The following is a 23,136-nucleotide window of genomic DNA, read 5'->3' as shown; positions in this document are numbered from 1 at the left end:
TCCGCTAGGGTCCAGCCCGGTCCACGAAAATTTCACCGTCGAGGCCGCGCATGTAGAGAACCGGAGAAATCCATTCGGCGAAATGCCGCGCCTTCAATTCGGCCCTCGTATGCGCCAGAGCGGCCTGAATCGATACGTTGTCGGCAAGGTAAGTGTAGAACGTGTCGGCGAAGGCGAGCCCCATGTTGTCGCTGATCTCGAACTGCATGGCGATCACCGCGGGCACGCCGCCCTGGATGAGCTCCGCGGCGGTGCTCGAGAACAGGGAACCGTCGGATTGCGCCCCGCTGCAGGAGTTCAGAACGACGAGGCTCGGCGTTTGGCCGGGCTGGGTGAGGAACATTCTCAACGTGTCGGCGTACAGCCGGATCCCGCTCGATCCGCCCTCTTCCTGCACCACGATGAAGCCCATCTGCCGATCCGGATCGTGTCCGCCGTGACCGATGAAGTGAAACAGATCCCACCGCTTGCCATCATCTCCCCTCAGGAAACGACGGTTGAGATCGCGCGCCTTGGCCGAAGGAATCCAGGACAGCTTCAGTCTCTTGCCGTCGTTCAAATCGTTCAGTGCCTTCTTGATCGCGACCTGCTCGGCATCGACCTCGATCTCATCCAGCGGGAATCCGTTAAGAACCTTGACCCTCGCCGCCATGCCCAGCACCCGTATCGGCCTTGCCGCGCTCATCCGGCGTTCGTCGCCATAGTCATCGACGGCACGCGTGAACGGTGTGCTCTGGGAGGTCGTCACATAGAAGCGGTTCTTCTTGTCATACATCGTTTCCCAGGGCACGTAGGCGAGCGCGGGATCGCTGACTCGCAAGCGAATCAGGAACGGCTCGTCGCCTCGTCGCGCCGCCTGGAAACATTCCTGGTAGAGTTCGAGGATCTTTCGCTGAAAGATGAAGTCGAAGAGTTGCGAACCGATTTCCTGGACAATTCGCTCGTCCGATCCCGAAGTCAGGGCGCCGGCAGCATCACGGATGGCGGGTCTTGCTTCGTTGCCGCCATTTGACGCGGCTGGATCCGGGTTTCGCGGGCGTAGCGCGGCCTCGGTGCTGCGCGCTGCAGGACTCTGAAGAATCGCTTCCTGCAGGGGTCTCAGGTTCTGGCGAAAACTCGGCTTGAGCTTCTCGACTTCGATCTCGCGGCTCGACGAGTTGTATTCCGCAACAATGCGGCAATGGTCTTCGCCACAATCCTCAATGGTTAGATTGAAAACGACCTTCGCCACGACGCAATCCTCAGCCGCGCACTACCAGCGCAAAAGGCGCCCTGCAAAAAAGTCCCAGGCGGTCAGCAAGGCCCGCATCGCATGTGGAGCGCGTCGTGCCACGGCATTTCCGCGCTCCGCACCTTGTAAACAGTGCAGGCACAGCCGCTATTTCGGATATCATTCTCCGCATCTTGGCAGCCGGCGTTCTGCCCGCCAAGACGCACAGCTCGGGGTTCGCGCGGGCTTCCTTCTTGACTCCGGTCCCGATCGCGGCGGCGCACCGCACGGCGTCGGTCGGCGCAATCAAGGAAAGCTCGCTGGCTTCCCGAAATTTCTAGCGGATTTCTCTCGACGTCATTGTGAGCCGCTTCACACCTCTCGCTTTGGTGATCACCGTGAAACGGCGCCTGCGACCACAACGCGGTCGATGCGCGATTTCGGCGCTAGCCTGACTTCATATGATGGTTCTGGAATGCGGCTCTCAGCTCAGCCACTTGATCGCGCGTTGCTCCCAGCTCTGCCTCGGCGCGACTTGTCGGCAGGTCCTTGTAAGCGATCGGCTGATCGAACTGGCTCGCCGTGAAGTCATACCTCCGGCCTTCGATCCGGTTGTAGAAATGGTCGCCGGCCGGCAGAGGCGTCTTCAGCAAATCACCGCCGAAGAGTTCTTGAACGAGCAGAGCGGTGACGTTGCATTGCCCGGCGGCGGGATTGTTTGCCGTCCATTGGCGTGCGGTCGACAACGACCACGCCTTGCGCAGCGTTCTTTGAACATCGTCGGGATCGAAGCTCATCGTCGTCACCAGGCGGGCACCCGCGAACTCGATTTCGGATTATTCGATGATTGCTTTCTACTCCTGTTTTGCCCGACAGGTCAAACTGCTCTGGTCGAGGGGGCTGCCGGGCGAATCGGTCCATCCAACGGCTGGTTCCGGAATAGATTTTTCCCGCACACCGGAGCATCGGCCCCGCTTGGGCGAAGACCGCTTGGACCGCCGATTTTTTCCGCGGCTTATCAAGCCGTTGGCTACTGTGCATGGGGTTGTTTTCCATGTCGTTCATTCCGGCCCCTGCAAACAGCACCGCCCCGGAGCCTTCTCCGGGGCGCTGCCTGCGACGGATGGTGCGATCAGCTCTGCGAGCGCCGCGCCATGAAGATGTCGTAGCCGACCTCGGCGACCTGGAACCAGGCGTAGCCGTCGCTCGTGAACTTGGCGAGCGAGTCGTGCACCTTCTTGAAGTTGGGATTGGTCGCAGCGACTTCGGCGTGCAGCTCCTTGGCGGCCTTGTAGCAGGCATCCATGATCGGGGGCGAGAAGGCATGCAGCTTGGTGCCGCCCGCGAGCAGCTTCTTCAGCGCCAGCGGATTGGCGTTGTCGTAGCGCGCCATCATGTAGTTGTTGGCGTAGTGGCCGGCCTGCTCCAGCACGCTCTGGTAATATTTCGGCAGCGCGTTCCACTTGTCGAGGTTGACGAAGGCCATCAGCATCGGCCCGCCTTCCCACCAGCCGGGATAATAATAGTGCGGCGCGATCTTGTAGAAGCCGAGCTTCTCGTCGTCATAGGGGCCGACCCATTCGGCGGCGTCGATGGTGCCCTTCTCCAGCGCCGGATAGATATCGCCGCCGGCGAGCTGCTGCGGCACCACCCCGAGCTTCTGGAGCACGCGGCCGGTGAATCCGCCGATGCGGAATTTCATGCCCTTGAGATCGTCGGGCGTGTTGACCTCTTTCCTGAACCAGCCGCCCATCTGGCAACCGGTGTTGCCCGCAAGCAGCGAGACGACGTTATAGCCCTTGTAGAACTCGTTGAGCACGTCCCGGCCGCCGCCCAGCATGTACCAGGCCTGGTTGATGCGCATGTTGGGACCGAACGGCACGGCCGAGCCGAAGGTGAAGGTCGGGTCCTTGCCGAAATAATAGTAGGACGCGGTGTGGCCGATCTCGCAAGTGCCGTTCTGGACGGCGTCGAGCACCTGGAGGCCCGGCACGATCTCGCCGGCCGCGAAGATCTGGATCTGGAATTTGTTGTCGGTCGCCTCCGCGACCATCTTGCACATCATCTCGGCGCCGCCAAACAGCGTGTCGAGCGATTTCGGCCAGCTCGTCGGCATGCGCCATTTGATCTCCGGCATCGACTGCGCGATCGCGGGAGCGGCGAGCGTGGCGGCGCCGGCCGCACCAAGTCCTGTGACCTTGATGAAGTCTCTTCTCTTCATGATTCCCTGCCCTGATGTACCAGTGATTGTGGGCCTTCTTGTCGAGGCTTGTCGCAAGCATGACGCAAGCCGCGGCCGAATGCCATCGTGATCGCACTGCGGCAAAGAAAAAGCCCGGCCTCGCGAGCGAGGCCGGGCCATCCGTCTTACGACTTAAGCCGCAGATCAGCCGCGTGTGCGCGAACGGATCATGAAGCTGTCGTAGGTATATTCGGCGACCTGCCACCACAGATATTCGTCGGAGCGGTAGGCCTGCATGGCGTCGATCGACTTCTTGAAGTCGGCGTTCTTGGCCGAGATCTCAGCCCACAGCTCGTTGGTGGACTTGAGGCAGGCTTCCAGCACTTCGTTGGTGAACGGGCGAAGCTGGGTGCCGCCGGCGACCAGGCGCTTCAGCGCGGCCGGGTTCTGCATGTCGTAGCGCGCAGCCATCCAGGTGTTGGCATGGGCGGTCGCGTTGGTGAGGATCGCCTGGTAGTTCTTCGGCAGCGCATTGAACTTTTCCAGGTTGGCGAAGGCATGGACGGTCGGACCGCCCTCCCAGAAGCCCGGATAGTAGTAGTACTTGGCAACCTTGGCGAAGCCGAGCTTCTCGTCATCGTAGGGGCCGACCCATTCGGCCGCGTCGATGGTGCCCTTCTCCAGCGCCGGATAGATGTCGCCGCCGGCGAGCTGCTGCGGCACCACGCCGACCTTCTGGAGCACCTGGCCGGCGATGCCGCCGATGCGCATCTTGAGGCCGGAGAGGTCGGCAACGGTCTTGATCTCCTTGCGGAACCAGCCGCCCATCTGGGTACCGGTGTTGCCGCAGGGGAAGCCGATCACGTTCGACTTCTTGAAAAACTCGTTGGCGAGCTCGTTGCCGCCGCCCTGATAGAGCCAGGAATTCTGCTGGCGCGCGTTGAGGCCGAACGGCACCGAGGCGAAGATCGCAAAGGTGGGGTCCTTGCCGACGTAGTAATAGGAGACCGTGTGGCACATCTCGACCGTGCCGCTCGAGGTCGCGTCGAGCGCCTGGAGGCCGGGGACGATTTCGCCGCCGGCGAACACCTGGATCTGGAACTTGTTGTCAGTCATCTCGGCGACGTACTTCGACACCTGCTCGGCGCCGCCATAGATCGTGTCGAGCGACTTCGGGAAGCTCGAAGTCAGGCGCCACTTCACCTCGGGCGAGGATTGCGCGATCGCCGGCGAGGCCACTGCGGTCGCCGCCGCGCCTGCTGCCGACACTTTAAGAAAATCACGACGCTTCATATTCAGGTCTCTCCTTGCTGGGGCGTTTCCCCTTAACTTCTCTTATGCCGCCGCTCATTCCGGCGACGCGTCGATGTCGCGTCGAACCGAAGGGGCTTGACTGCCGTGCGCCTTTAACACGGACAGCACGGTTACGGAACGCGACAATGGCATGACGGGGCTCTACAAAAGTCGCATGTCCGAGGGGGCCTGCGGCCGGCCGGTTCAGGCTGCGGCGATGACGCCCTTCAGCTGGTCCCGAACCTGCCCTGCGATGGCGCGGTAGATCGCCGCATGAGGACCGTCCGGCTCGCTGTCGACGACGGGATTACCGGCGTCCGAGGTGGCGCGAATCGCCATGTGCAGGGGGATCTCGCCGAGGAACGGCACCCCGAGCTTCTCCGCCTCATGCCGCGCCCCACCATGGCCGAAAATGTCCGACTTGGTCCCGCAATGCGGGCATTGGAAGTAGCTCATATTCTCGACGATGCCGAGCACGGGCACGTTGACCTTCTTGAACATGGCAAGCCCCCGCCGCGCGTCGATCAGGGACAGGTCCTGCGGGGTCGAGACGATCACGGCGCCCTTGAGCGGCACGTTCTGCGCCAGCGTGAGCTGGGCATCGCCGGTGCCCGGCGGCATGTCGACGACCAGCACGTCGAGCTTGCCCCATTCGACGTCGCGCAGCATCTGCGTCACCGCCGACATCACCATGGGACCGCGCCAGATCATCGCGGTCTCTTCCTCGACCAGGAAGCCGATCGACATGATAGCGAGGCCGAAACGGCGAAGCGGAATCATCTTGCGCTCGTCGTTCAGCTCCGGCTTGTCGCGCAGGCCTGTCAGGCGCGGCACCGAGGGGCCGTAGATATCGGCATCGAGCAGCCCGACCTTGAGGCCGAGGTCGCGCAGGCCGAGCGCCAGATTGAGCGCGGTGGTCGACTTGCCGACGCCGCCCTTGCCGGAGGCGACCGCGATCACGGCGGCAACGCCCGGGATTTCCGATTGCCGCGCCATCGGCGACCCGCCGCCCTGCGGCGGCTTGTGGGCATGGGCCGGCTGCACGCCGGGCGTGCCGCGGCTCGGCTGCGGGGGTGGCGGCGGCGCGGAGCCCGGCTTGCGCTCGGCGGTCAGCGCCACCATGACGGTGGTGACGCCGGGAATGGCGCGCACCGCGGCCTCCGCTTCGGCCCGGACGGATTCCCAGGCCGTCGCCTCGGCGGCATCCACGTTGATCGAGAAGAACACCTTGCCGTCGGACGCGCTGATCGCGCTCAGCACATCGGCATGAGTGAGCGCGACCCCGCGGGGCGACTTGACCCTGGCGAGGCTGTCGAGAACCTGTTGCTGCGTCACGCTCAAAGCGCATCTCCTAGAGTTGAGGATGCCCCATTAGAGCGGAAACGCCCAAAAGGCTACTGCCTGCCGATATCGTCAGCCTTCTCGGCGGGCGCAGCCCCCTGCTCCCTGGCGGCCTCGTAATTCAGCTCGATCATGACCCCATTGGGGTCGTGGACGAAAATCTGCCAGAGATCGCCGCCGGGCACCTGGCGGGCCTCGAACTTCATCCCCTTGGATGCCAGCCGCTGCTTCATGCCGTCAAAGCCGCGACTGACGAAGGCAACGTGGTGGACAACGCCGGAATCCGGCTTTTGTGGCTCGGCGGTCGCAGAAATGTCGACGAGGTGCACCACGGGTTTACCCTCGCTGTACATCCAGGCGCCCGGGAAAGCGAAATTCGGCCGTGCGCCTTTTTCCAGACCCAGTACGTCCGCGTAGAAGCGGACGGTCTCCGCCAGATTCCGGGTCCGGATGTTGAAATGATCGAGGACGCCAACGCTCACGCCGCCCATGCTTTCGCTCCCTTGTTTTGAAGTCCTTCGGGCGCCATCCTAGCACAGGGGCCGGCCAAACGAAGCCGTTGCCCTCCGGCCTCAAGGGTTTATGGTGCGCCTCCAATCCGCCCTCACCGCGGAACCCAGGCGCCCCTCGCCTGGCAAGAACCGTAAAACCCAAACTACGGACAAGGTACCACACATGGCTAAAGTCGCTTTCCTCGGTCTCGGCGTGATGGGCTTCCCAATGGCCGGACACCTCGTGAAAAAAGGGGGCCATGAGGTCACCGTCTACAATCGCACCGCGGCGAAGGCGAAGGAATGGGCGGACAAGTTCGGCGGCAAGACCGCACCGACCCCGAAGGCCGCCGCCGAAGGCCAGGATTTCGTGATGTGCTGCGTCGGCAACGACAACGATTTGCGCGCGGTCACGATCGGCCCGGACGGCGCGTTTGCCGGCATCAAGAAGGGCGCGACCTTCGTCGACCATACGACCGCCTCCGCCGAGGTCGCGCGTGAGCTGGACGCAGCCGCCACCAAGGCCGGCTTCAAATTCATCGACGCGCCGGTCTCCGGCGGCCAGGCCGGCGCCGAGAACGGCGTGCTGACGGTGATGTGCGGCGGCGCCCAGGACGCGTATTCGGGCGCCGAGCCGATCATCACAGGTGCCTATGCGCGGATGTGCAAGCTGCTCGGGCCCGCAGGCTCCGGCCAGCTGACGAAGATGGTCAACCAGATCTGCATCGCCGGTCTGGTGCAGGGCCTGTCCGAGGGTATCCACTTCGCCAAGAAGAGTGGCCTCGACGTCGCCGCAGTGATCGAGACCATCTCGAAAGGAGCCGCGCAATCCTGGCAGATGGAAAACCGCTACAAGACCATGAACGAGAACAAGTACGATTTCGGCTTCGCGGTCGAATGGATGCGCAAGGACCTGTCGATTTCGCTGGCCGAGGCCCGTCGCAACGGCGCCAGCCTGCCTGTCACCGCGCTGGTCGACCAGTTCTACGCCGAAGTCGAGAAGATGGGCGGCAAGCGCTGGGATACGTCGAGCCTGCTTGCACGCCTGCAACGCTGAGACCCTGTTACGGCCTCGTCCGGGCCGTGCAGCATCGTGCTTCGTCGCGACCCCGGCCGCGACGAAGTCCAGAACGCGCGAACCGAAATAATCATAAACTTCTGGGGGAGCCTTGCTCAGCGTGATCGCCGCCATCCTCGTTGTCGCCTACGTCGGCGTCGCGCCGGAGCTCCGACCGGGATTCGCCGGGATTGCCGCGGGTGGTGCCTGTCGGCGGGGATCGCGCCTCATTGCTCGCCTGCTCCCGATCGCGCTCCTGATCCTGGTTGCATTACCTTCGCAGGCGCTCGCCGCATCGCTCGATGGGGCGAGCATTCGCCCGCAATGGGCGCTCCCCTTCGCCGGCATGTTGCTGTCAATCGCGATATTTCCGCTCGCAGCGCCTCACTTCTGGGAGCACCACCAGGGCAAGATTGCCGCGATGTGGGCTGCCCTGATCGTGCTGCCGCTTGCCGTCTGGTACGGCCCGCTTCCAACCATCCAGGCGCTCGTTCATACTGCGCTGCTCGAATACATCCCCTTCATTCTGCTGCTCCTTGCTCTGTTCACTGTGGCCGGCGGAATCGTGGTGCGCGGCAATCTTCACGGCTCCCCGGTTCTGAATACGATGCTGCTCGCTTTGGGCACCCTGATTGCGAGTGTCATCGGCACGACCGGCGCGTCGATGGTCATGATCCGTCCGGTCATCCGCGCCAATGACGACCGACGGCACAACGCGCACGTCGTCATCTTCTTCATCTTTCTGGTGTCGAACATCGGCGGCTCGCTCTCGCCCCTGGGAGATCCGCCGTTGTTCCTAGGGTTCCTGCGCGGCGTGGACTTCTTCTGGACGACGACGCACCTGTTCCCGCAGACCACGTTCGTGGCGTGGATTCTGCTCGCCCTGTTCTTTTGCATCGATGCTTATCTTTATCGCAAGGAAGGCCGCGTCAAACCGGACCCAACTCCGGACAATCCCTTGCGGATCAGCGGCGGCCTCAACTTCGTTCTGATGGGAGTCATCATTGCTGCGATCCTCTTGAGCGCCAAGCTCGACCTCGGCGGATTTGAGGTTCTCGGCACGCACCTGCAGCTGCAGAACCTTCTGCGCGATGCCGTGATGATTGGCGTCGTGTTCGCATCGCTTGCCGTCACCTCGAAGGAGGACCACGACGCGAACGGCTTCTCTTGGGGCCCAATGATCGAAGTGGCAAAGCTGTTCGCCGCCATCTTCATCACCATCATTCCCGTGCTTGCGATCCTCAACGCCGGCAAATCCGGTGCGTTTGCCTCCGTCGTGAACATGGTCACCAACGCCGACGGCACGCCGAACAATGCCGCCTATTTCTGGTTGACCGGCTTGCTCTCATCGTTTCTCGACAACGCGCCGACCTATCTGGTCTTCTTTGAACTTGCCGGGGGCGACGCCAAGCATCTGATGACGAACGGCGCCCTCACCCTTGCCGCGATTTCCGCAGGTGCGGTGTTCATGGGCGCAAACTCCTACATCGGCAACGCGCCCAACTTCATGGTGTACGCGATCGCGCGAGCGGGCGGCGTCGCAATGCCGGGCTTCTTCGGGTACATGGCCTGGACTTCCGTCCTGCTGCTGCCTGTGTTCGCGTTGGTCACGCTCGTCTTCTTCAGGTGAACGTGCTGCGGGTTCCGCAGGCGGAGGTCGGGACCGGGCATGAATTAACGCCGGGTTAACGTAATTCTTTAGCTCCTTAAGTCAGCTCTTAAGGATTTCTTGCCAGAGATAGACAACGCAGAAGTCCCGCGCCCGGCGTGGGCAGGAATCGTGTTGCTTGATGAGTAACCCAGCTGAAAAGCCCGAGGTTGTGCAGCTGCCGGCCGAGCCGGTGAGCGCACCATCGGCGAGCAGCCGTAGGGCTGCGGCGCAGCGGGTGCGCGAGGCACGGGACAAGTTAACGTCGACCAGTGGAACCCGGCCGGCTTTCGATGCCGAGATGCTGCGGCAATATGCCCAGACGCGGCTATCCGCCTCCTATGTCGTGATGCTGCTGGTGGTGGCCACCGGCGTGCTGTTCGGGCTGTGGATGCAGCCGGTCCCAGCCGCGGCCTGGACCGTCGGCATGCTCTGCATCCACAGCGCCATGATCCACAATTGCCGGCGATTCCTGACCGAGCCCGCCTCGCCCGCGGCGACGCGCGCGTGGCGGACGCGCTTCGTCGTGCTCGACCTGCTCTATGGTCTGTGCTGGATGGCGATCCTGATCCATCCCGTGCTCGACATGGTCACGGAAACGCTCATGATGTTCCTGATGCTGCTGGTGATCGCAGTATCGAGCATGCTCGCCGCCAACCTTCCGATCGCAGCCCTTGCCGCCACGGCCCCGGTCGCGGTCGCGATGGCGCTCAGCTTCGCAGTGACCGGCTCGCTGGACAATTACATCCTGGCAGCGCTGGCGCTCGCCGCCGAAGGCTATTTCGTCCTGCTGGCGCACCGCCTGCACTCCTCCACCTTCGCCACGCTGGAAGCGCGCGCAGAGAAGGACGCGCTGATCGGCGAGTTGGAACAGGCCAAGGCGATCTCGGACGAAGCGCGCCACCGTGCCGAAGCCGCCAACGTCGCCAAGTCGCGCTTCCTCGCGCAGATGAGCCACGAGCTGCGCACGCCGCTGAATGCCATCCTCGGCTTCTCCGAGGTGATGAAGAGCGAGATCTTCGGCGCGCACGCGGTGCCGGTCTACAAGGAATATTCCGCCGACATCCATAATTCAGGCGTGCACCTGCTCAACCTCATCAACGAAATCCTCGATCTGTCGCGGATCGAGGCCGGCCGCTACGAACTCAACGAGGAAGCGGTGTCGCTGGTCGGCATCGTCGCCGACTGCCATCATTTGATGAAGCTGCGTGCCTCGAGTCGCGGCATCACCATCCACGAAGTGTTCGAGCAGGCCATGCCGCGGCTCTGGGCCGACGAACGCGCGATCCGGCAGGTCGTGCTCAATCTGCTCTCCAACTCGATCAAGTTCACCCCGCAGGGCGGCGAGATCTGGCTCAAGGCGGGATGGACCGCCTCGGGCGGACAGTATCTCTCGGTGAAGGATACCGGCTCGGGCATCCCCGAGGATGAGATTCCGGTCGTGCTCGCCTCGTTCGGCCAAGGCTCCAATTCGATCAAGTCGGCCGAACAGGGGGCCGGCCTCGGCCTGCCGATCGCCAAGAACCTGATCGACCTGCATGGCGGCACGTTCACGCTGAAATCGAAGCTGCGCATCGGCACCGAGGTGATCGTCACCTTCCCGCCGGAGCGTGTGATGAGTGCGCTTGCCCCGCTATCGGATGATTCCCCGCCGCTCCAGCCGGAGAGTTCCGTCCTGCCCGACGAGAGACGCCGGCCGCGCCATAAACCGATCATGAGCGCGGGCACAGGCTCTTAACGAGATGCTTGCAGAGATGTCCGACGATCCCTCACTATGTCCGAATGAGCAAAGAAACACCGTGCGTCGCCGTCTGCATGATGGATCCAAAGACCAAGCTGTGCTTCGGGTGCGGCCGGACCTTGCCCGAGATCGCTCGCTGGCATGCCATGGAAAGCGCGGACCGGCTCGCGATCATGGCCCTCTTGCCGGCGCGCATGACGGCAGCTGGACTTGCGCCCATCGCGGGATCGCCGAAACGCATCTGATCCGCCTTCGGGCCCTCGGGGGCGCAGGATGATCCGCTTCCTGCTCGTTCTGGTCATGCTCGCCGGCACGGCAGGTGCCGTCGTCGCCTATGGCGACCCCGACCAAATCGCGCGGGCTAGCCATAAGGTCTCGCACATCTTCCGCGGACAGACCGCCGCCCCGGCGCCGGCTGTCCAGATCCCCCGCGGACAGGGCGGCGAATTCACGCTGCGTGCGAAGATCAACGGCGTCACCGCGCCGATGGTGATCGATACCGGCGCGACGTCGGTGGTGCTGACCTGGGAAACCGCAAAGGCGATCGGGCTGCCGCTCGAGATGCTTGAATACGACGTCGACCTCGAGACCGCGGGCGGCCACACCAAGGCGGCGCGGCTCACGCTTGACCGTCTCGCCGTCGGCCATCTCGTCGAGAAGTCGGTGCCGGCCCTCGTTGTCCAGCGCGGCCAGATGAAGACCAATCTGCTCGGCATGAGTTTCCTCGACCGCCTTGAGAGCTGGGGCGTGCGCGCCGACAAGCTGATGCTCACCGGCTATCCGGAACTCCAGCGCAGTCATCGCCGCTCGCGCACGGCAGTCGACTAGCTGACCTACGCTGCCTCCGCCGGCGCGCGCGCAGCGACGCGCGCGATCGCATCGCGTAACACCTCGAGACGAGCGCCCGGCTTCACCCCTTGCTCCGCCAGATGACGGCGGAAGGCCCGCGCGCCCGGTACGGCATGGAATGCGCCGACGAAATGCCGCGTGATCGCGTGCAGTCGCGTTCCGCGCGCGAGCTGCTGCTCGATGTAGGGCATCACCGCCTCGAGTGCATCCTGCATGGTCGCATGCGGCGCCGCTTCGCCGAAAATCTCCCGATCCACGGAGAGCAGCCGCCACGGTTCCTGATAGGCGGCGCGGCCGAGCATCACGCCGTCGACATGTTGGAGATGTACCTTCGCCTCTTCGAGACCAAGAATGCCGCCGTTGATGATGACAGGCACATCGGGGATTGCGCGCTTGAGGCGATAGACGCGGTCATAATCGAGCGGGGGAACGTCGCGATTCTCCTTCGGAGACAACCCGTTCAGCCAGGCCTTGCGGGCATGCACGATCAGCGCGTCACAGCCGGAGTCGACCACCGCATGTGCAAGCGCATCAAGCGCGAGTTCCGGGTCCTGCTCATCGATTCCTATGCGGCACTTCACGGTGACGGGAATCGCGACCGTGCGCTTCATCGCATCAATGCACCTCGCCACCAGCTCCGGCTCTGCCATGAGGCAGGCACCGAAGCGGCCATCCTTCACGCGATCGGACGGACAGCCGACATTGAGGTTGATCTCGTCATAGCCGAACGCCTCGCCGATCCGCGCAGCCTCGGCGAGTTCGCGCGGATCCGAGCCGCCGAGTTGAAGCGCCACCGGATGCTCGCAACGATCGAACCCGAGCAGCCGCTGCCGATCGCCATGAATGACGGCGCCGGTGGTGAGCATCTCCGTATAAAGCAAAACCCGCCGCGACAGATGACGATGGAACACCCGGCAATGCCGGTCCGTCCAATCCATCATGGGCGCCACGGAAAACCGATAGCTTTGATATTCCAACTACTTATCCTATCATTTCAACGGACTAGAACAGGAGCACGTGCACACGTGTGCACTCCAAACTATCCAAAATTGCACACGTTTGTACCGCATTTGATCTCCCGGTGCACACGTAGCGCACACGAAATCGGGGTGGAGTTCACACGCAATGCCAACGTTTATAAAAGTCAGATCGGGAAGCTGGCGCGTTCAGGTTAGGAGGAAAAACGAATACATTGCCAACACGTTCATGCCAGAGCAAGAAGGCCGGGCACACCGATATTAGGCATCGCAGCATCTACCAGCGCGACGTTCGGAACAAGAAGCCGTATTGCCTCGCTGCAGCTTGCTGCATCTCCGCAAGAGGCCAGGATCGTAAGATCACTCTGCGCGGAAAGGACGCTGCGCATCCCTTGCAAGACGATCGGGTGCCGATCCGCGATGACAATTCTGATGCGGCGCATGTTTCCTCAGCCCGAGAATCAAAACCTGCACGGCGCCGCTTTATTCCGGCGATGTCCCTACTGAAACGCGTGACGCACCTTAACCATAAAACCAATACACAACTTCAAAGCGTGGCACCTGCTGCGGCCTTATCAGCCGCGGCAGTGTAACTTGTTTTGGAAATGCATGCAGCACCTCATGAATGCGGGCTTCGCTGGAGAGCGGGACCACGAATTCTTCCGACATTGACAATTTTAAGTGGTTGTGTCAAAAAATTTTGGCAGAGATGTATTAGGATCGAAATTCATCTTATCATCCCCTCGATTATTGCCGAGGATATATAGCCACAATCGCAATTTAAATCTAACATTCAGCGAAGTTTCGCTGAAGCTCGCTGAGGAGCGTGACGCTTCTCACGCGTGGGATTTCAATGGAGGTGGCCAACAGAAAGCATCACAATCGACAAAGGCTTCTGTTTCAATTTATGGGACCGTTGAACGCTGATCGGCAAAGCAGATCGGCACCTTCACCGTCCGACGTAGTTTTTTGCCAAGCGGTCAAAAGTGATCTTGTAACGATTAGGTGGTCACATGTATTCTGCGGCTGTTTTGCGTCAAAATCATCAAGCGCTCATCATTCAATTCACTGAATTGCAGAACTTGCGTAGTCGCGTGTTTAGGGCCGAGCAGCGGTTGCTTGCACCCAGACGACGAGCCCGCGGACGGAGGGCGCCTGGGGGGCGCCCCCTCGCTCGAAAGCAAGGGCCCAGCCGGTAAGTCCCACCACCACGTTCCGGCGCAGGCGCGCGAGTGGATCGAGCTTGCCGGACCCTGGTTTGACCTGATAATCCCCACTCCGGTTTCGATTCGGAGCTAGTTGGGCGGCTTTCATGGAGAACGAGGACTGGGCATCCGTGTCCACAGCTGAGCTGTGGCAACTCTACGATGAGGTCACGACCGTTCTTGGTCGCAGAATGACCGCGGAAAAGGCCAAGCTCGAAGAGCGACTTCGCAGGATTGAGGGGACGGCCGCTCCGACCCAGAACGAGGCACGTCCTCGCCGCCCCTACCCCCCAGTGCTGCCGAAATACCAGAACCCGAGGGATCCATCCGAAACTTGGTCCGGTCGCGGCAAGCAGCCCCGATGGCTGAAGGCCCAGCTTCGAGCAGGCAAGAAGCTGAATGATCTCCTAATCGACCGCCCATCTCGACAAAAGCGCCGCTGAACGGGCTGAACATCCGACCATATCGTTAGGCGGCGGCGGTGTTCAGGGCTCGTGGGCGGCACGGCCGTTACGCGCGCGCCGTGACGATGCTTTTTGCAGCGCCGGACTTTCTCAGCGCGGTTCGGGCCGCACGCCCCTCTAGCGCCGCCTTCGCCCCTGCGGGTCTCGCCGGCCGGCTGTTTCGCTTGGCGCGATCGCCCAGTGCGTGAGCGCACCAAATCCAATGCCAGCCTCCCGACCGCGATCCGGCAAGTCCATCAAGTCAGCAGCGCACGCTACGGCAGTCTCCCGCTCCACGCCGTCTTGCGGGTACTGTCCAGAATCTTTCGCACTTTTGATCAGGCGACGGCTCCGGTTTCAGAGAGTTGTGGCTGATAGAGCGGTCGCATGTTCATGTAGCATTTGGTCGACCACGCCGTTCCGGCAATGTGCCGCAGCCGGGCCGCCGCTAAGTTGAGACAGGATTGACCGTCGGGGAAGGCGCCGACGACACGGGTTCGTCGCCGGATCTCCTTCATGATGCGCTCGAGCGGATTGTTCGTTCGAATCTTCCGCCAATGGATGTCCGGAAAGGCATAGTAGGCGAGCGTCTCGTGAACCGCCTGCTCGACGAGATCAGCAGCTTTGGCCATACGGCTGGCCCGCAGATCCGCGATGACGGTCCTGGCTTTCTCGTCGGCCGCGGCGCGGCTCTCCTGGGCATGAATGGCCTTGAGCATGTGGCTCACCTCGCGGACCCGGGTCGACGGCACGTGGCTGAAGACATTGCGATAAAAATGCACCATGCAGCGTTGATAGCGTGCCTCCGGCAGATAATCCGCAACGCTTTCGACAAGACCTCGGCACGCGTCGGAAACCACCAGCTGCACGCCCTTGAGACCGCGATCGACGAGATGCCGCAGAAACGAGGACCAGCCGGATTTGTCCTCCTTGGCGCCTTCACAGATGCCGAGGATCTCCCGGAACCCCTCAGCATTGACCGCCGAGGCCACCAGCAGCGACACGTTGCGAACCTCACCAGCCCAGCTGCGCTTCATCACGATGCCGTCGAGGTAGAGATACGGATGCTCGCCTTCGATCCTGCGATTCCGCCACGCCTCGATCTTGGTATAGATCTTCTTGTTCAGGTTCGACACTGTGCTCGGGCTGACCCGGGTGCCCCACAGCGCCTCCGTGATGTCTTCGACCCGCCGAACCGAAATCCCGGCCAGATACATCTCGATCAGCGCCTCCTCAACCGAGCTCTCCCGCCTCCGGTAGCGCTCGATAATCGCCGTCTCGAAGGTTTGCCGCCGTAGCTTCGGAACCTTCAGATTGACGTCGCCCGCCTTGGTCTGCAGCGTTCGCTCGTAGCTGCCTGCCCGCGTGTCCTGCCGCGCCGGGCTGCGCTCATACCGCCCAGCACCGCACAGCTGGTCCGCTTCGGCCTCCAGCATCGCGTTCAGTGTCTCTTCCACTGTCCCGCGGACCATCTCGCCCAGGTGATCTCGAATCCGGGCCTCATCAATTTGGATCACCTGACCCATGGCATTCCCATCGTTCATTCAAAGCTCCTTCATTCTAGAAGAAGCCGTCAATCCTGAAAGTGCGAAAGACTCTGTACGTTATCGTCTTGCGCAGCCAGGGACGTGGCGCAAGCCGTGGCCGGATCGAACGGCTGATGCAACGGCATGGCATTCGGGCGATCATGGCGCCGCCTCGTCGGGTCCGCACCTCCTACAACCGCCACAATCTGCCGATCGCACCGAACCTGATCGCGCGCGACTTCACGGCTCGCGCCCCGAACCGGGTCTGGCTCGCCGACATCACCGACATTCCGACCGCGGAGGGCTGGCTGTATCTGGCGGCCGTCATGGATCTATTCAGCCGAAAGATTGCCGGCTGGGCTATGCAAGACCATATGCAGGTCGAACTCGCATCGGCGGCGCTGGCGATAGCCATCAACCAGCAACGCCCGCAGACCAGATTGATCCATCATTCCGACCGCTGTGTGCAGCTCACACGCTTATCGCAGTTCTCACCTGCCGGCATCGTCGCATCGATAAGCCGCAAGGCCGATTACAACGACAACCTCGCTGCCTCGAACTTGAACTCGCGACTGAACTTTCGTCTCTGCATAACCTGTCTGCAGCGTGATGATTCTAAGTGCTAATTTGATTATTTCGAACAAACTGTTGCACGATGGCTTGCAACCAATCTGTACCGGCATTAATCGCATCGTCAGACAGGGTCCGCAGCCATTCCACATGGCTCATGGAGCTTGGCTCTATTGCCAACGGACATGCAATTGAGGGGAGTTGCATGGCAGGCAGAGTGCTGACTCCAAGAAATTGAGCAAGCCTGAACCACCGCTCCGACATACTGCTATCGATGAGATGGATCGCTGCATCCATCGCCATCCCCAAATGAGACTGTCTCTGCTCGCCAGTTAAGCGTGCTTTCCGTACCGCAACATACCAAGCGCGAAGGGCCGCTAGTTGGCCGACGTATTCTAGGTTTCGTTCGACTCTTGGGCCAGAGAGTCCTCTTGCTTCGAAGGTCCAAGGAGCGTCGATTCCGCGCAGCGTTTCGGCATGGATTCGTCTGGCTCCAACATCCGAACGTATGACCTGTCCGGCAACAGTGAAGGTGCCGTAGCCTATGCGGTTAGGGCCGACCATCCCACTGATGCCGCCTATGAAAATTCGCTCCTGCCTGAGAAAGACTCCTTGAGGAACGTCGCCAATCAGCGAGGGAGTTGCTTTGTCGCCGGCTTCTCCCCACGGGGTGAAATTGAAATGAATGAACCCGCTACCGATTTCCGTGTGATTGGACCTTGAGCGCCCCCCTGAAATGAAGCAGTCGCAACAATTAATGAGCGAACCCAGCGTTACGAAGCTCGTCAGGATCGTGTGCTTAAGGCCGACCGCATGAGCAGTCGAAGCCTCCTCTTCAAGGAGAGTACCCCCGCGAACGTGCCCGCTCGAGCCTATTCTAGCTTTCGAAAGAAGCACCGAGTCGGTGACAAATCCGCTGGCAATTTCCGCATCTTCTCCAACGATCGAGTTTACAACGGTTGCCGGTCCCTCGGTCCCCAGCTTTGCGCCAGGAGCAACAACGGTTCCATACCCTAGCAAGCGGGTCCCCGGAAACAGTACAGATCCCGGAAAAATGCGATCCAGTTGGACTTCATCGTCGATGAATGTTTGGCGGGGATCAACGAGATTTACGCCCTTCTCAGCAAGGCGCTCAAGTCTGTCGACAAGCGAAAGCTTCTTCATTTGTAGCGCATCTGACTTGTTAAAAGTAGACCTCGGATCCCTTAGGATTGCGAACGATGGATCCTGCCGCGACTTTGTCGGATGAAGCCACAATCGAGCCCGGGCAGATTATAGCCCCAAGACCCAATCTAGCTCCGTCGCCGACGAATGCCACCCGATCTGGCGTTTCAGCTGCTGCATCTCCCACGAGACACCCCGCTCTGACCAATACGTCAGACCCGAGAACGCAGTTCTGCACAACGGAGTTCTCGCAAAGAGTACAGCGATTCATGACTATGCTATCAGAAACGAATGACCCGGCTCGAAGCTGTGATCCTGTCCCAATGAATGACCTGCCAAGAATTCTTGCCCCACATTCGATGACGCAGTCCGGGCCAACGATCAGAGGGCCGCTTAGAACGGCCCCCGATTTGACGTGACTATTCGGACCCAAGTAGACGAGCCCTGTCACAATGGCCTGGTCTTCGATGGTCCCTTCGATCTGCTGACGACCGAGCTTGGCGTAAAGCTGATCCCGAGAGGAAAATAGATCTTCGAGCGTCGCAAACTTCGATAGCCATTTCTCGAATTCTTCGTCCATGGGAGAGTGAAACAAGTCACTAGGTCGCATTGGTGTCTCTCAGTTCTCGCGCCAAGGCTCGCACGGCCGACCCTAAGCGTCTCTACCATGATTTGCGAGGCAATAGATAACCAGAAGGGCTTCGGAGGACTGATCTGGAGCGCCTGATGTCGCGACAGGGGCTCCATAATCCGCCACAGAGCCGCAGATCGCTCCGGAACCGAATGGAAAGCCCTCGAGGGGGGTCCTGAACCGCCCTCCTGTGCTACCATTGGCAAGGAAAGGATGATTCGCATTTTGCTCGCGCGGTCAGGATTATGTACCTTTGCCGTCGATCGTCGCCCATAGCTGGTGACTGCTCGGCATTTGCACGCGAAGCCAGCGATAGGGGACTTCCGACCAGGGCTTGATCTCCAGGGCGAGATTGTCGAGCACGAGATCGCCGCTCAGGGTGCGGACGAGCAGCACCAGATGATGCCGTCCGGAACCAACGATGACCTCGCTCAGTAGCAGGGCCCGCGCCGGCCAGCCACGCCGAAGGAGTTCGTGACGTTTGCTTACGGCGTAGTCATTGCAGTCCCCGAGATGGGGATTGATGCTCCACGCCTCGTCGGCCAGGCTCTGGTCGTTGGGCACCGGCACAATGGCCAGATTGATCATGCGATTGACATCCAACAGTTCCAACCACCGCTCGCCCGTCAGCCGGACCGGACCGCCCCGGAAGCCTCGCCGCGACCGGCATTCGGCCTCATAGCGCTGGCAGAACATCGTGTACGTCAGAGGCGGAAGCGTGGGCCGTCCGAGTTTGATGCGGACTGGTGCTGCTTGAGGAGTCGTGGCCATCGCCAGGCGCCCTGCGCCCGGCCACGGGGCACCTCCGACCATCATGGCGACCGCTGCAATCAAGACGGAGCCGGAGACTCGATACATCTGCCGATCCCCTTGCAAGCACCATTGAGGCTCGTATCCAGCCGCAGCGAAGCCGTGGCCAGAACCGTGCAATTAACCATCTTCTCGTATTTAAGGATATTAATTTTGATAAAATTATCAACAAAAATCACGGAGCGATTAATTAATCCAGCGCGGACCAAAGGACCCGGCCCGCCAGTGGACAATCAACTACACGGCGGCTGCCTCATTCCGGGAGCGCTGCCACTCTCGCGCGGCCCTGGCCTCCGTCGTCGGCAGGAGCGTTCGTGTCGCGAGCATCGCGCTGCGATCGGCCGGGCTCCGACTTCGTCCCACGGTCCAGCCCACAATCGTAACGGTGACGTTGCACGCCAGGCGAATGGATGCACCGAGTGGACGCATCTCCTGCACAGGGGATCGCCGCACTGGTCCGCGGTCATTCGCCCAATTCTGTGCGCAGGGCAAACGCCTGACCGACGCCTGCGATGGAGCCTACGAGCGGGATTCAATCCGAACGCTCGGATTGGACATTCAGGGCTATTGTGCCGCGGCTCGGTCGCGTTGAGGCCGCCGATCGAACTCGGCCATCGATTCCGGCTGAGCCATCAGGACGGCTGCGGCTTTTCCATCGCCTCCGGCATGTTACCGGGGGCCTCTTGATCGGTGGGTGATGCGCTCGCGACGGCCGCAGGGCGTGCGCGGCGGATCTCCCACGGCCACAAATCCACCGGCTCGCCTGCTCCCGAAGTGGAGATCTTTGCCCGTAGCGCCGGGGCGAGCCGCTCCAAAATCAGGTGCCGCTCCAAACGGATCTCGCGTTCGAGGGCGTCCGAATAGACCGGGAGCGCGTGGATCGTCTCGCGAGGGATTCTGCAGGACACGTGCCCAAACGGGGTCGCTGCCCCGACCACGATCGCCTTGCCATCCCATTCGATTTCGCCGACGAACTCGATGTCTCTGACAGAATTCAGCGTCATGTTAAATTCCAATCTGATTATTTTGGCGTCGTCGACGTAGATTATTAAATATGGATTTTAAATACAAGCTCAATTCCTTCGAAGATTGGCTAACAGCGCGTCGGCGTCGCCAAATCAACCACTTCAGGCTCTCGCGATGATCGGCGCGCTCCGTTTCCGGAAGGACGGCGGGGCCGTCACCAGCCAACGGAGCGGGACTGTCAACGTCCAACACAAATGCGACTTCGCAGCAAGTCCCTCGCCGGCACCGCCGAACGCAGGTTCGGCAAGGCATGACGCACCCCGGGCGCTCCCCCGATCCGGGGCGAGTTTCGATCATCGTTTGAAGATCGAAAACGCCTGGGCCGCTACTCTCCATCTGCGAAAGATGGAACGATAAAATTCCCAGCCATCCGACCGCATTCTTCCCCGCCGCCGCGCGTCTGTGCCCGGATCGGCCGCCGCTGACCCGTCGCGCCGCGCTCGAAAAATCGGCCGCTCAGCACGTCCATTCGTTCTGCGCGCAAAGTCATTATGGCGACGAAAACGAGCATCGTGACTTCGGCTCCCAGGATGACCATCAGTTCGCTTGCCATCGCAACCTCGCCCAGCATGGTGGCGCACAATGATCGGCACGTTTATTCGGCGTTCTTCCAAAGGCCGCACTGTGGGGTGCGGAAAGCGACCGACCATTGACGCACCGTCGAGACACTTCGCGAACGCCTGAGATCGACGGATATGAGCGTCGAAGGCGCGTCGCGAGCGTCTCTGCTAATCGGCTGCACCTGGTCTTGAGACCACTGCTAGGACGCCAAGTTGCACAAGGAATTGCTGTACCGCAGATCCCCAAACCGATGTGTTACCCTTAGGAAACAACATGTGCCCTTCCCCCGTCCCTGGAAGAGCAACGAAGATGATCTTTGCACGCGAGTTGGTCGTGTACGCCGACCACATCTCTCTCGCTAACGACGGATCGAACGTCTCGTCGTCAAGCCCGTACAACCAGATCTGCGGCAACCTGTTTTCCGATCCGAGCCGGCTTATGGCGGAAATGAGCTTATCACGTCCGTTGCAGAAATGTCCGTGTTTCCACGACCCACTGCCCCCGGCAAAGTTAATGACGCCCACAACTCCATTCGGTGCGTCCGACGCAACGCCGAGCGCCCCCAACCCCCCGTGTGAATGTCCAACGATGATGACGCTCCCCGGGTCAATGAAACTTTGCCGTTGCATGAAGGAAATCACGCCTTCAGCGTCTCCCGCTGTTGCCCTTGCAGTTGCCAAATAATCCATCGTCTCGCAGGTCCCCACCATATCGTGCACGGTTCCTTGCGAGCGGCCGTAGCCCTGCCTCAATGGGACCGCGACCGCGAAGCCATGATCGACAAACCATTGCGCTGCGATCTCGAACCCCGGCCGGACAGCCTTAAAGTTCCTGGCCGGCTTGCCATGGTAGATGACCACAAGTGCAAAGGGACCAGCTCCGGCCGGCCGATAGACGATTGTCTCGAGCAACCGCACCGCGCCTTCCCCGCGCGATTGTACTGGAATCCACCAAAGCTGCTGGTTATATGCGCCATACGGCAGCCCGACCGACCCGGCACGAGGGTCGATGTTCGCCGGCGCAATCTTCGCGACAAAACTCCACCATGCGCCAAGCGCGACCAGGCCCACCATCGTGACGATCCCCAGCCGCCAAACATCAATACGCAATGCTATCTCTCCTGCGTTGATATTGATGCGAAGTCGCCCTCCAACACCGGTGATGTCGTCGCCGCGACATCCTATCCGCTACTGTCCAAGATCGCCCGCAGGTCTCGGCTTGCGCTCAGATTTTGTCCAATGCGAGTGGGGCAGAGATCTCTCACTGCCACGGTACCCGAAGTACCGAAGTAGCTCTGGCTCCTCATACGGCACATCGTGAAAGGCCCTGGCGAGCCATTCGCTGCTCGGGTCTCTCTTCCACTCTTGCGGGAACAATGCCACCTCGTCGGGCGACGGCCGAACACTGAAATTCTCTAGAGGTTCGTTGCGGATCGCGCTAAACAAGGCCCCCGGCAAGTCGGGGCCGTCGTAGCCAGGAAAATGATTGATCTGCGTAGCTCGTGGATTGATCTCTATCAGCTTCGCTTGCCGACTGTTCTCTTCCAGCACGAAATCGAATCCAAATACGCCCGAGAGCTCAAGATGCCGCGCAATAGAGCGCGCAGCGGCGATCATCGGCTCTCCCCTCACACGCCGAACGACGCTTGCTACTCCGAACGTGCGGCCGCATTGAAGGACCTCGACCGAAGCCCAGCCCACAACATTGCCGCGCCAGCAGGCGACGGCACAATTGGCAAGACTCCCCTCGACGTAGGATTGCACGGAGACTTGGGCTGCCGAAAAGCTACTGGCTGTGAAGAACGGCTCAACGTCGCCGTCATACAGCAGCCATTTCATGCGACGCAGCCAGCTCTTTCGAAGCATCATCCTGAGAAACCCGGGAACCACTTCGCTCCTGTTCCGAATCAGGAGTACGCCGCTGCCGCCGGAACTTCCGTCAAGCTTCAGAACTGCGGGAAGCCCGTGCTGATGGACCCAATCCAGCAGGTCACGTAAGCTATCGATTGCAGCCGTTTGAGGCACGTGGACGTGCGGCAATTGCCCGAGACTGGTCAGGAAAGAACGTCGGCGAATCAGGTCATAAGAGCCGGGCGGCCCTAGAGAGCTTTCAATAAGTGACCTGATGCCGCGATCGTCGAGGCTATCGCAAGCTGAGGCGACCTCTGCGTAGATGTCATGCAGGTGTGCGACGATGCGATCGTCGCAGGGCACTATAAGATCAGGTCCGGACGCTGCGATACTGTCCTTTAGCGATTTATACGCCGAAGTTGCCCTGTATTCGAATGTACGGTTCGGGGATTGCATCCGATGAATCGGATGTCCCTTCGGCGCAACGGCATCCACCGCAAATCCCACCCCTCGAAACGCAATCGCAAGCCGGGCAACATTCGGCCAGAACATGCTATGCGC

Annotated in this window: 21 protein-coding genes; 7 read left to right on the top strand and 14 right to left on the bottom strand. The window is 61.1% G+C overall.

What is annotated here, in order from left to right:
- Nucleotides 1-4: 4 nt before the first annotated feature.
- The 6 genes from ABIG06_RS27030 to ABIG06_RS27005 form a co-directional block, all read right to left on the bottom strand.
- The gene (locus tag ABIG06_RS27030) at nucleotides 5-1,231 is read right to left on the bottom strand and encodes a CHAT domain-containing protein (protein ID WP_370139275.1); all 1,227 of its coding nucleotides are present in this window, start codon (nucleotides 1,229-1,231) and stop codon (nucleotides 5-7) included.
- A gap of 425 nt (nucleotides 1,232-1,656) precedes the next feature.
- The gene (locus tag ABIG06_RS27025) at nucleotides 1,657-2,007 is read right to left on the bottom strand and encodes a YunG family protein (protein ID WP_370139274.1); all 351 of its coding nucleotides are present in this window, start codon (nucleotides 2,005-2,007) and stop codon (nucleotides 1,657-1,659) included.
- 335 nt (nucleotides 2,008-2,342) lie between these two features.
- Nucleotides 2,343-3,431 (bottom strand): TRAP transporter substrate-binding protein, encoded by a 1,089-nt coding sequence (locus ABIG06_RS27020; protein WP_370139273.1) that lies wholly within the window; start codon nucleotides 3,429-3,431, stop codon nucleotides 2,343-2,345.
- Nucleotides 3,432-3,596: 165 nt separating this feature from the next.
- On the bottom strand, nucleotides 3,597-4,685 hold the full coding sequence (locus ABIG06_RS27015; protein WP_124158621.1) for a TRAP transporter substrate-binding protein: 1,089 nt from the start codon (nucleotides 4,683-4,685) through the stop codon (nucleotides 3,597-3,599).
- A gap of 204 nt (nucleotides 4,686-4,889) precedes the next feature.
- Nucleotides 4,890-6,026, bottom strand: a complete 1,137-nt coding sequence (locus ABIG06_RS27010; protein WP_370139272.1) for a P-loop NTPase — start codon at nucleotides 6,024-6,026, stop codon at nucleotides 4,890-4,892.
- 53 nt (nucleotides 6,027-6,079) lie between these two features.
- Nucleotides 6,080-6,517, bottom strand: coding sequence for a VOC family protein (locus ABIG06_RS27005; protein ID WP_124158619.1), 438 nt, complete (start codon nucleotides 6,515-6,517; stop codon nucleotides 6,080-6,082).
- A gap of 184 nt (nucleotides 6,518-6,701) precedes the next feature.
- Between ABIG06_RS27005 and ABIG06_RS27000 the strand changes: the two genes are divergently transcribed.
- The 5 genes from ABIG06_RS27000 to ABIG06_RS26980 all read left to right on the top strand — a co-directional run bounded on the left by ABIG06_RS27000 (nucleotide 6,702) and on the right by ABIG06_RS26980 (nucleotide 11,791).
- Complete coding sequence (locus ABIG06_RS27000) at nucleotides 6,702-7,574, top strand: NAD(P)-dependent oxidoreductase (RefSeq protein WP_370139271.1); 873 nt, start codon at nucleotides 6,702-6,704, stop codon at nucleotides 7,572-7,574.
- 238 nt (nucleotides 7,575-7,812) lie between these two features.
- The gene (locus ABIG06_RS26995; protein ID WP_370140913.1) at nucleotides 7,813-9,204 is read left to right on the top strand and encodes a sodium:proton antiporter; all 1,392 of its coding nucleotides are present in this window, start codon (nucleotides 7,813-7,815) and stop codon (nucleotides 9,202-9,204) included.
- A gap of 160 nt (nucleotides 9,205-9,364) precedes the next feature.
- Entirely contained in the window at nucleotides 9,365-10,960 is a 1,596-nt protein-coding gene (locus tag ABIG06_RS26990) for a sensor histidine kinase (RefSeq protein ID WP_424578424.1), read from the top strand.
- A gap of 44 nt (nucleotides 10,961-11,004) precedes the next feature.
- Complete coding sequence (locus tag ABIG06_RS26985) at nucleotides 11,005-11,208, top strand: DUF1289 domain-containing protein (RefSeq protein WP_124158616.1); 204 nt, start codon at nucleotides 11,005-11,007, stop codon at nucleotides 11,206-11,208.
- A gap of 28 nt (nucleotides 11,209-11,236) precedes the next feature.
- The gene (locus ABIG06_RS26980; protein ID WP_370139270.1) at nucleotides 11,237-11,791 is read left to right on the top strand and encodes a TIGR02281 family clan AA aspartic protease; all 555 of its coding nucleotides are present in this window, start codon (nucleotides 11,237-11,239) and stop codon (nucleotides 11,789-11,791) included.
- A gap of 5 nt (nucleotides 11,792-11,796) precedes the next feature.
- Here the strand turns inward: ABIG06_RS26980 and dusA are convergent, their stop codons facing one another.
- Entirely contained in the window at nucleotides 11,797-12,789 is a 993-nt protein-coding gene (gene dusA, locus ABIG06_RS26975) for a tRNA dihydrouridine(20/20a) synthase DusA (protein WP_370139269.1), read from the bottom strand.
- 1,312 nt (nucleotides 12,790-14,101) lie between these two features.
- On the opposite strand from dusA, the gene ABIG06_RS26970 reads away from it, so the two are divergent.
- Nucleotides 14,102-14,437 (top strand): H-NS family nucleoid-associated regulatory protein, encoded by a 336-nt coding sequence (locus tag ABIG06_RS26970; protein ID WP_124158613.1) that lies wholly within the window; start codon nucleotides 14,102-14,104, stop codon nucleotides 14,435-14,437.
- 338 nt (nucleotides 14,438-14,775) lie between these two features.
- Here the strand turns inward: ABIG06_RS26970 and ABIG06_RS26965 are convergent, their stop codons facing one another.
- Nucleotides 14,776-15,963 carry an IS256 family transposase gene (locus ABIG06_RS26965; protein WP_199752527.1) on the bottom strand — a complete coding sequence of 396 codons (1,188 nt, stop codon included), beginning with the start codon at nucleotides 15,961-15,963 and terminating at the stop codon, nucleotides 14,776-14,778.
- 134 nt (nucleotides 15,964-16,097) lie between these two features.
- Here ABIG06_RS26965 and ABIG06_RS26960 point away from each other — a divergent pair, with 134 nt between their 5' ends.
- The gene (locus ABIG06_RS26960; protein WP_370139268.1) at nucleotides 16,098-16,589 is read left to right on the top strand and encodes a DDE-type integrase/transposase/recombinase; all 492 of its coding nucleotides are present in this window, start codon (nucleotides 16,098-16,100) and stop codon (nucleotides 16,587-16,589) included.
- On the opposite strand, the gene ABIG06_RS26955 is transcribed toward ABIG06_RS26960, so the two are convergent.
- The 6 genes from ABIG06_RS26955 to ABIG06_RS26930 all read right to left on the bottom strand — a co-directional run bounded on the left by ABIG06_RS26955 (nucleotide 16,579) and on the right by ABIG06_RS26930 (nucleotide 23,127).
- Entirely contained in the window at nucleotides 16,579-17,697 is a 1,119-nt protein-coding gene (locus ABIG06_RS26955; protein ID WP_124158611.1) for a UDP-N-acetylglucosamine pyrophosphorylase, read from the bottom strand. The genes ABIG06_RS26960 and ABIG06_RS26955 overlap by 11 nt on opposite strands.
- Before the next feature lie 874 nt (nucleotides 17,698-18,571).
- Nucleotides 18,572-19,186: a transglutaminase-like cysteine peptidase gene (locus tag ABIG06_RS26950; RefSeq protein WP_370139267.1), complete on the bottom strand. Its 615-nt coding sequence runs from the start codon at nucleotides 19,184-19,186 to the stop codon at nucleotides 18,572-18,574.
- 584 nt (nucleotides 19,187-19,770) lie between these two features.
- Nucleotides 19,771-20,142 (bottom strand): hypothetical protein, encoded by a 372-nt coding sequence (locus ABIG06_RS26945; RefSeq protein ID WP_370139266.1) that lies wholly within the window; start codon nucleotides 20,140-20,142, stop codon nucleotides 19,771-19,773.
- Nucleotides 20,143-20,489: 347 nt separating this feature from the next.
- Nucleotides 20,490-20,717, bottom strand: a complete 228-nt coding sequence (locus ABIG06_RS26940; protein ID WP_370139265.1) for a hypothetical protein — start codon at nucleotides 20,715-20,717, stop codon at nucleotides 20,490-20,492.
- Between the two features lie 175 nt (nucleotides 20,718-20,892).
- Entirely contained in the window at nucleotides 20,893-21,834 is a 942-nt protein-coding gene (locus tag ABIG06_RS26935) for an alpha/beta hydrolase family protein (RefSeq protein WP_370139263.1), read from the bottom strand.
- Nucleotides 21,835-21,912: 78 nt separating this feature from the next.
- A complete protein-coding gene (locus ABIG06_RS26930) occupies nucleotides 21,913-23,127 on the bottom strand; it encodes an ATP-grasp domain-containing protein (protein WP_370139262.1) in 1,215 nt (404 codons plus the stop codon).
- Between the last annotated feature and the right edge of the window lie 9 nt (nucleotides 23,128-23,136).

Source organism: Bradyrhizobium sp. USDA 326, from assembly GCF_049739485.1.
Classification (GTDB): domain Bacteria; phylum Pseudomonadota; class Alphaproteobacteria; order Rhizobiales; family Xanthobacteraceae; genus Bradyrhizobium.
The sequence above is the reverse complement of the archived record's forward strand: the minus strand, read 5'-3'. Positions and strand labels throughout refer to the sequence as shown.

Bases quoted from the DNA above. Each gene is read 5' to 3' on its own strand.
- ABIG06_RS26950 (WP_370139267.1), bottom strand. From the start codon at position 19,186: ATGTATCGAGTCTCCGGCTCCGTCTTGATTGCAGCGGTCGCCATGATG.
- ABIG06_RS26940 (WP_370139265.1), bottom strand. From the start codon at position 20,717: ATGGCAAGCGAACTGATGGTCATCCTGGGAGCCGAAGTCACGATGCTC.
- ABIG06_RS26965 (WP_199752527.1), bottom strand. From the start codon at position 15,963: ATGGGTCAGGTGATCCAAATTGATGAGGCCCGGATTCGAGATCACCTG.
- ABIG06_RS27005 (WP_124158619.1), bottom strand. From the start codon at position 6,517: ATGGGCGGCGTGAGCGTTGGCGTCCTCGATCATTTCAACATCCGGACC.
- ABIG06_RS27000 (WP_370139271.1), top strand. From the start codon at position 6,702: ATGGCTAAAGTCGCTTTCCTCGGTCTCGGCGTGATGGGCTTCCCAATG.
- ABIG06_RS26960 (WP_370139268.1), top strand. From the start codon at position 16,098: ATGCAACGGCATGGCATTCGGGCGATCATGGCGCCGCCTCGTCGGGTC.
- ABIG06_RS26930 (WP_370139262.1), bottom strand. From the start codon at position 23,127: ATGTTCTGGCCGAATGTTGCCCGGCTTGCGATTGCGTTTCGAGGGGTG.
- ABIG06_RS26955 (WP_124158611.1), bottom strand. From the start codon at position 17,697: ATGAAGAAGCTTTCGCTTGTCGACAGACTTGAGCGCCTTGCTGAGAAG.
- ABIG06_RS26970 (WP_124158613.1), top strand. From the start codon at position 14,102: ATGGAGAACGAGGACTGGGCATCCGTGTCCACAGCTGAGCTGTGGCAA.
- ABIG06_RS26980 (WP_370139270.1), top strand. From the start codon at position 11,237: ATGATCCGCTTCCTGCTCGTTCTGGTCATGCTCGCCGGCACGGCAGGT.
- ABIG06_RS27020 (WP_370139273.1), bottom strand. From the start codon at position 3,431: ATGAAGAGAAGAGACTTCATCAAGGTCACAGGACTTGGTGCGGCCGGC.
- ABIG06_RS26985 (WP_124158616.1), top strand. From the start codon at position 11,005: ATGAGCAAAGAAACACCGTGCGTCGCCGTCTGCATGATGGATCCAAAG.
- ABIG06_RS26945 (WP_370139266.1), bottom strand. From the start codon at position 20,142: ATGACGCTGAATTCTGTCAGAGACATCGAGTTCGTCGGCGAAATCGAA.
- ABIG06_RS27025 (WP_370139274.1), bottom strand. From the start codon at position 2,007: ATGAGCTTCGATCCCGACGATGTTCAAAGAACGCTGCGCAAGGCGTGG.
- ABIG06_RS26990 (WP_424578424.1), top strand. From the start codon at position 9,365: ATGAGTAACCCAGCTGAAAAGCCCGAGGTTGTGCAGCTGCCGGCCGAG.
- ABIG06_RS27015 (WP_124158621.1), bottom strand. From the start codon at position 4,685: ATGAAGCGTCGTGATTTTCTTAAAGTGTCGGCAGCAGGCGCGGCGGCG.